The sequence below is a fragment of the Pantoea sp. CTOTU49201 genome, assembly GCF_032054795.1.
Taxonomy (GTDB): Bacteria; Pseudomonadota; Gammaproteobacteria; order Enterobacterales; family Enterobacteriaceae; genus Pantoea; species Pantoea symbiotica.
In genome coordinates this window covers 1-6,403 of sequence record NZ_DAMBSA010000285.1, presented here as the reverse complement: position 1 = coordinate 6,403, position 6,403 = coordinate 1, and the positions used below count along the sequence as shown (strand labels likewise).

7 protein-coding genes are annotated in these 6,403 nt (G+C 55.6%); all 7 read right to left on the bottom strand.

The window, feature by feature from the left end:
* A partial coding sequence (locus RTY00_RS17710; protein WP_312665307.1) for a serine hydrolase occupies window positions 1-607 on the bottom strand: 607 nt, incomplete at its 3' end.
* 117 nt (window positions 608-724) lie between these two features.
* Window positions 725-1,819 carry an endolytic peptidoglycan transglycosylase RlpA gene (rlpA, locus tag RTY00_RS17705; RefSeq protein ID WP_312665305.1) on the bottom strand — a complete coding sequence of 365 codons (1,095 nt, stop codon included), beginning with the start codon at window positions 1,817-1,819 and terminating at the stop codon, window positions 725-727.
* Between the two features lie 10 nt (window positions 1,820-1,829).
* Window positions 1,830-2,942 (bottom strand): peptidoglycan glycosyltransferase MrdB, encoded by a 1,113-nt coding sequence (gene mrdB, locus RTY00_RS17700; protein WP_036648258.1) that lies wholly within the window; start codon window positions 2,940-2,942, stop codon window positions 1,830-1,832.
* An 8-nt stretch (window positions 2,943-2,950) separates the two neighbouring features.
* Window positions 2,951-4,855, bottom strand: coding sequence for a peptidoglycan DD-transpeptidase MrdA (gene mrdA / locus RTY00_RS17695; RefSeq protein ID WP_312665304.1), 1,905 nt, complete (start codon window positions 4,853-4,855; stop codon window positions 2,951-2,953).
* Window positions 4,856-4,888: 33 nt separating this feature from the next.
* A complete protein-coding gene (gene rlmH, locus RTY00_RS17690) occupies window positions 4,889-5,359 on the bottom strand; it encodes a 23S rRNA (pseudouridine(1915)-N(3))-methyltransferase RlmH (protein ID WP_008103678.1) in 471 nt (156 codons plus the stop codon).
* A 3-nt stretch (window positions 5,360-5,362) separates the two neighbouring features.
* On the bottom strand, window positions 5,363-5,680 hold the full coding sequence (rsfS, locus tag RTY00_RS17685; RefSeq protein WP_061717393.1) for a ribosome silencing factor: 318 nt from the start codon (window positions 5,678-5,680) through the stop codon (window positions 5,363-5,365).
* Window positions 5,681-5,771: 91 nt separating this feature from the next.
* The coding region (nadD, locus tag RTY00_RS17680) for a nicotinate-nucleotide adenylyltransferase (RefSeq protein ID WP_312665303.1) at window positions 5,772-6,403 on the bottom strand (632 nt) is incomplete at its 5' end.

The window sequence follows — 6,403 nt, the reverse complement described above, 5'->3', positions numbered from 1 at the left end:
GGATCAGCGCCTGGCCGATCAACGCCATATCGCGCGGCGAGCTGTATTGGCCTTCCGCATCCAAACCGTGCACGGTCTGGAAGTGGGTGTTTTTCAGGCCCAGTGCGCCAACATAGTTATTCATCAGGTTAACGAACGCGTCCTGGCTGCCGGCAACATAATCCGCCATCGCCACACAAGCGTCGTTACCTGATTGCAGCACGATGCCGCGCGTCAGCTGAGAAACCGGTACACGATCGCCAGGCTTCAGGAACATCAGGGATGAACCTTTGAATACCGGATTACCGGTTGCCCAGGCATCTTTGCCCACGGTCACGATGTCATCGTTATGGATTTTGCCCGCTTTGACCGCCTGACCAATTACGTAGCTGGTCATCATTTTGGTCAAACTTGCCGGATCGCGGCGTGCATCCGCGTTCTTTTCGGCCAGCACTTTGCCGGAGTTATAGTCGATCAGCACATAAGCTTCAGCATCAATGTCCGGCACGCCCGGAATCATAGTCTTAAGGTTAACATCGTCCGCAAAAGCGGCATGGCTGAGAGAAAGGGCGACCAGTGATCCCACTGTCAGGCGTTTCAGAAAACGAGAAGGTTTCAGCGTATTCATGTTCAGGACTACAACATCCGTGGGTTTAGAGTGAAAAAAGTGCCTAACTATAGCAAACGCCCGATCGGGCGACATCTTGCTTTGCAAATCAGTTTCAGCAGGAAATGTCACTGTCCGTTACATCGATGGACGGGCAGTGGTAATAAATGAGCTCATTTGCGCTTCAGTGTTCAGACGCTGCTGCAACGCGGCGGCTTCGGCACGGCTTTGATAGCCACCTAACTGAATGCGATAGACGTTGCCATTGGCTTCAACGGCACCCGGTACGCCAAAACGTTTACCCAGGCTTTCCGCCAGCTGGCGCGCACGCGCCGGATCGTTAATGGCGCCAACCTGCACCACATAACCGCTGCCGGCATGGGCATTCTGGCTGCTGGCAGGCGCTGCTGCTGCGGCTGGTGCGGAAGAAGTTGTTGGCGCTGGCGCGGGAACCGGCTCGCTGCCTTCCAGCACGCCCGTGGCTAACGGCTGCGGCGCACCGAGAAAACCGCTGCTCTGGACTGGCGCACCCATGCTGTCATTACTTTGCAAGGTGCTGTTATCTACTGCGCGCACATCTTGCGGTGCAGGCGCTGGTGCCGCATTGGCGCTGCCGCCCATCATCACCATGCCGCCGCCGAGATCCGGACGTGCGGGCAGGGCATAGCTCTGTTTGGCGACGGTGGTACCGATGGTGCCGGGACCGGAAAGCGAACCATCCGGTGCCACTTTGATGTAATCAACGCGCACGCGAGTATTGTTAGAGATATTCAGGCGATCGCCCGCCGCACGTGACAGGTCGATAATGCGGCCTGGCGTATAAGGACCGCGATCGTTGACGCGTACCACAATTTGGCGGCCGTTGGCGAGGTTAGTCACGCGCACATAGCTCGGCAGCGGCAGCGTAGGGTGCGCGGCAGTCATTCCTTCCGGATCGTAAGATTCGCCGATAGCAGTGCGATTACCCTGCGCTTCGTCACCGTACCAGGTGGCTAAACCCACTTCGCTGTAGTTCGAAGGATCTTTGATCACGCGGTAGTTTTTACCGTTGACGCTGTAATCCTGGCTGGTGGAGGGATTGATCGGTTCATAGCGTGGTTCCACGCCAGGAATTTCCACTACCGGGCCGTTATAGGCCGGTTGCGGTGGCGCAGTATTATTCTGCGGTTCCGGTGTGGAACAGGCAGCCAGTACCAATGATGCCAGTGCAACCCCAAGCCAGTCCTTACGCATGTGCAGCCTCTTAAACGCTTTTAGATAACATTTTTCGATGAGTATGGATCGACATCACGATGCCAAATCCAGCCATTAACACAATCAATGCCGATCCGCCGTAGCTCACCAGCGGTAGCGGTACGCCAACCACCGGTAAGATACCACTTACCATGCCAATGTTAACGAAAACATAAACGAATAAAATCAGCATCAAACCGCCCGCCATCACGCGACCAAAGGTGGTTTGCGCGCGCGCAGCAATAATCAGTCCGCGCATGATCAGCAGCAAATAGAGTACCAGCAATAACAACACGCCAACCAGGCCGAGTTCTTCCGCTAACACGGCAAAAATAAAGTCGGTATGGCGTTCAGGCAGAAATTCCAACTGCGATTGGGTGCCGTGCAGCCAGCCTTTGCCGCGCAGGCCACCGGAACCGATAGCAATCTTCGACTGGATGATGTGGTAACCGGCGCCGAGCGGATCGCTTTCCGGATCCAGCAGCATCATCACGCGGTCGCGCTGATAATCGTGCATCAGGAAGAACCACAAAATCGGGATAAAAGCCGCCACCAGCAGCACGGCGATACCAATCAGTTTCCAGCTCATACCGGATAAAAACAGCACAAACAAACCGGAAGCGGCGATCAGAATCGACGTACCCAGGTCAGGCTGTGCCGCTACCAGCAGCGTTGGCATGAAAATCAGCACCAGCGCGATGCCGGTGTTTTTCAGCGTAGGCGGACAGACATCGCGGTTAATAAAGCGCGCCACCATCAGCGGCACGGCAATCTTGGCGATCTCCGAGGGCTGGAAGCGCACAAAACCGAGATCGAGCCAGCGCTGTGCGCCTTTACTGATGTGGCCAAATGCATCCACCGCGATCAGCAATATCACGCAGACAATATAGAGATAGGGTGCCCAGCTTTCGTAAACGCGCGGCGGCACCTGCGCCAGCACCAGCATGATGACGATTCCCATGGCGATCTGCCCGAATTTACGCTCGGTCATGCCGGGATCCTGTCCGCTGGCGCTCCAGATGACGATGGCGCTGTAGGTCAGCAAGCTGAGAATGATCAGCATAAACAGTGGGTCGATATGGATACGCGTCCAGATCGATCTTTTCTGCGGACTATCGTTCATGGACATTGTTATTCACCTTCGTAGCCGGGCGGCATCGGTGCGGCTTCTGGCAGCACGGTATTATTGTCGCCTAACATAATGTGGTCGAGAATCTGGCGCATCACGGTGCCGACAGCCGGACCTGCGCCGCCGTTTTCCAGAATCATGGTGACGGCCACGCGCGGCTTATCGTACGGCGCGTAAGCGGTCATTAATTTATGGTCGCGCAGACGCTCTGCAATCTTGTGCGCGTTATAGACTTCATTTTCTTTCAGACCGTAAACCTGCGCGGTACCGGATTTGGCGGCGATTTTGTAAGGCGCATCGGCAAAACTCTTGTGTGCTGTACCGTTGGCGCGGTTCGCTACGCCATACATGCCGTCTTTAGCAATTTCCCAGTAGCCTGAATGAATGTCGCCAATCGGTGCATCCGGCGGCTGGCGATAGGGCATCATGGTTTGGCCTTCACGCGTGGCGCGCAGTAAGTGCGGCACCTTGATCACACCGTCGTTAATCAAAATCATCATCGCTTTGTTCATCTGAATCGGTGTCGCGGTCCAGTAACCCTGACCAATACCCACCGGAATGGTGTCACCCTGATACCAAGGTTTCTTGAAGCGCTTCAGCTTCCACTCGCGCGTGGGCATGTTGCCCGCGCTCTCCTGCGGCAGGTCAATGCCGGTGCGATGGCCGTAACCAAACTTGGTCATCCACTCCGACAGGCGATCGATGCCCATATCGTAGGCGACCTGATAGAAGAAGGTATCCGCCGATTCTTCCAGCGATTTAGTGACGTTCAGGCGTCCGTGGCCCCATTTTTTCCAGTCACGATAGCGCTTTTCCGAGCCGGGCAGTTGCCACCAGCCGGGATCGAACAGGCTGGTATTGCGGTTGATCACGCCTGCGCTCAGCGCCGACACGGCAACGTAAGGTTTCACCGTTGAAGCCGGAGGATAGGAAGCTTGCAGCGCACGGTTATACAGCGGACGGTTTTCGTCGCTTAACAGCGCTTTGTAATCTTTGCTGGAGATGCCGTCGACAAACAGGTTCGGGTCGTAGCTCGGCGTTGACACCAGCGCAAGGATTTCGCCGGTGCGCGGATCGCTTACCACCACCGCCGCGCGGCTGCCGGTCAGCAAGGTTTCGATGTATTGCTGCAGCTTGAGGTCAACCGTCAGATAGATATCGCGTCCGGCCTGCGGAGACTGCTCGTGCAGCTGACGGATGACGCGGCCACGGTTGTTAACTTCAACCTCTTCATAACCGGTTTTGCCGTGCAGCACATCTTCGTAATAGTTCTCGATGCCGAGCTTGCCGATATCATGGGTGGCTGCATAGTTCGGCCACTTGCCTTCCTGATCGAGGCGCGTGACATCGCGATCGTTAATTTTGGAGACGTAGCCCACCACGTGCGTCAGCGTCTGGCCGTAAGGATAGTAGCGGCGCTGATAGCCTTTTACTTCCACGCCAGGAAAACGGTATTGATTGACGGCAAAACGCGCTACCTGCACCTCGTTTAAACCGATTTTGACCGGAATCGAGGTAAAGCGGCGTGAGCGTTTGCGCTCTTTTTCAAACGCATCGATATCGTCGTCGGTCAGATCCAGCACCGGACGCAGATCCTGTAAGGTCTGCTTCAGGTTTTCGACCTTTTCCGGCATCAGTTCGGCCTGATAGATGGTGCGATTCAACGCCAGCGGCACGCCGTTACGATCAAAAATAATGCCGCGGCTCGGTGCCACGGGCACCAGCTTGATGCGGTTTTCATTCGAACGGGTGCTGTAGTCGTCAAAGCGCAGAATTTGCAGGTGGTACATATTGACCACCAGAATGCTGGAGAGCAGCAGAATGCCAACAAAAGCCACCAATGCTCGGCGGACAAAAAGTTTCTGTTCGGCAGTGTAATCGCGAAAGGCGTTGCTCTGTAATTTCATCCGCTACATTTATTGTCTGGGGTTGTCAGGCGTTTATTCACGATGATAAGGATGATTCGTGGTGATGCTCCACGCACGATACAGGCTTTCCGCTACCAGCACACGCACCAGCGGATGTGGCAACGTGAGCGCTGACAGTGACCAGCTTTGTTCGGCAGCGGCCTTGCACGCGGGCGCCAGTCCTTCCGGACCGCCGATCAACAGGCTGACATCGCGGCCATCCAGTTTCCAGCGTTCAAGTTGCTGCGCCAGCTGTGGGGTTTCCCACGGCTGTCCGGGGATATCCAGCGTGACAATACGATTGCCTTTACCCACGGCGGCCAGCATCGCTTCACCTTCTTTTTCCAGAATGCGTTTGATGTCGGCATTCTTACCGCGTTTGCCGGCAGTCACTTCGATCAATTCAAACGGCATATCTTTCGGGAAGCGGCGCAGATACTCCATGAAACCGGTCTGAACCCAGTCGGGCATTTTAGTGCCGACGGCTACAAGCTGCAGTTTCACGTCTTAGCTCCAGAGTTTTTCCAGCTCGTACAGCTGGCGGCTCTCTGCTTCCATCACGTGCACAATCACGTCACCCAAGTCAACGACCACCCAATCGGAGGCGGTTTTGCTGTCAACACCCAGTGGCCTCAGGCCCGCAGTGCGCGATTCCTGCACCACATGATCGGCGATAGAAGCGACGTGACGTGTTGAAGTGCCGGTGCAAATAATCATGCAATCGGTGATGCTGGATTTGCCCTGGACATCAATAGCAATGATGTCCTGGCCTTTGAGATCATCAATCTTATCAATAACGAACTCTTGGAGTGCTTTACCTTGCAAAAGGTTCCCCTTAAAAACAGGTGATTACGGACGGGCTAACGATGCGAGAAAGGTAGCCGAAAATGAAGCGGCGCAGTATAGCATGCTGCCTTTAGCTGCGATATAAGCCAACGCTATCGATGTAGCCGATCACTGCATCTGGCAGTAAATCCGCGCAGGAGATTCCCGCATGGCGGCGCTGACGGATTTCGGTGGCGGAAATGTCGAGCAGCGGCGTATCTGCCAGCCAGATGTGTCCTGCAGGTGAGTGATGAAGCTGCTGCACATCATCGGCGAGATGCTCATCAAGCCATTGCTGCATCTCAGGCGTTTCCATCTGGGTGGCGTAACCCGGACGCTTACATACCAGCAAATGACACAGCGACAGCAAATCTTGCCAGCGATGCCATTTGGCTAACGTTAGCAGAGAATCCTGGCCAATGATAAACCCGAGGGGCTGTTCTGGGCCGCGTTCCGCACGCAGTGCTTCCAGCGTGGCGACCGTCCAGGACGGCGTTGCACGCTCCAGTTCACGCGTATCGATATCAAACAGCGGGCGATCGGCGATGGCACAGCGCAGCATCTCAACGCGCTGTTGCGCACTGGCTTCCGGCTGTGGGCGATGCGGCGGCACGTTATTCGGCAGCAGCGTGACTTTTTTCAAACCCACTTGCTGGGCCAGCGCTTCTACCGGGCGAAGATGGCCGTAGTGAATCGGATCGAAGGTGCCGCCAAACAGGGCGT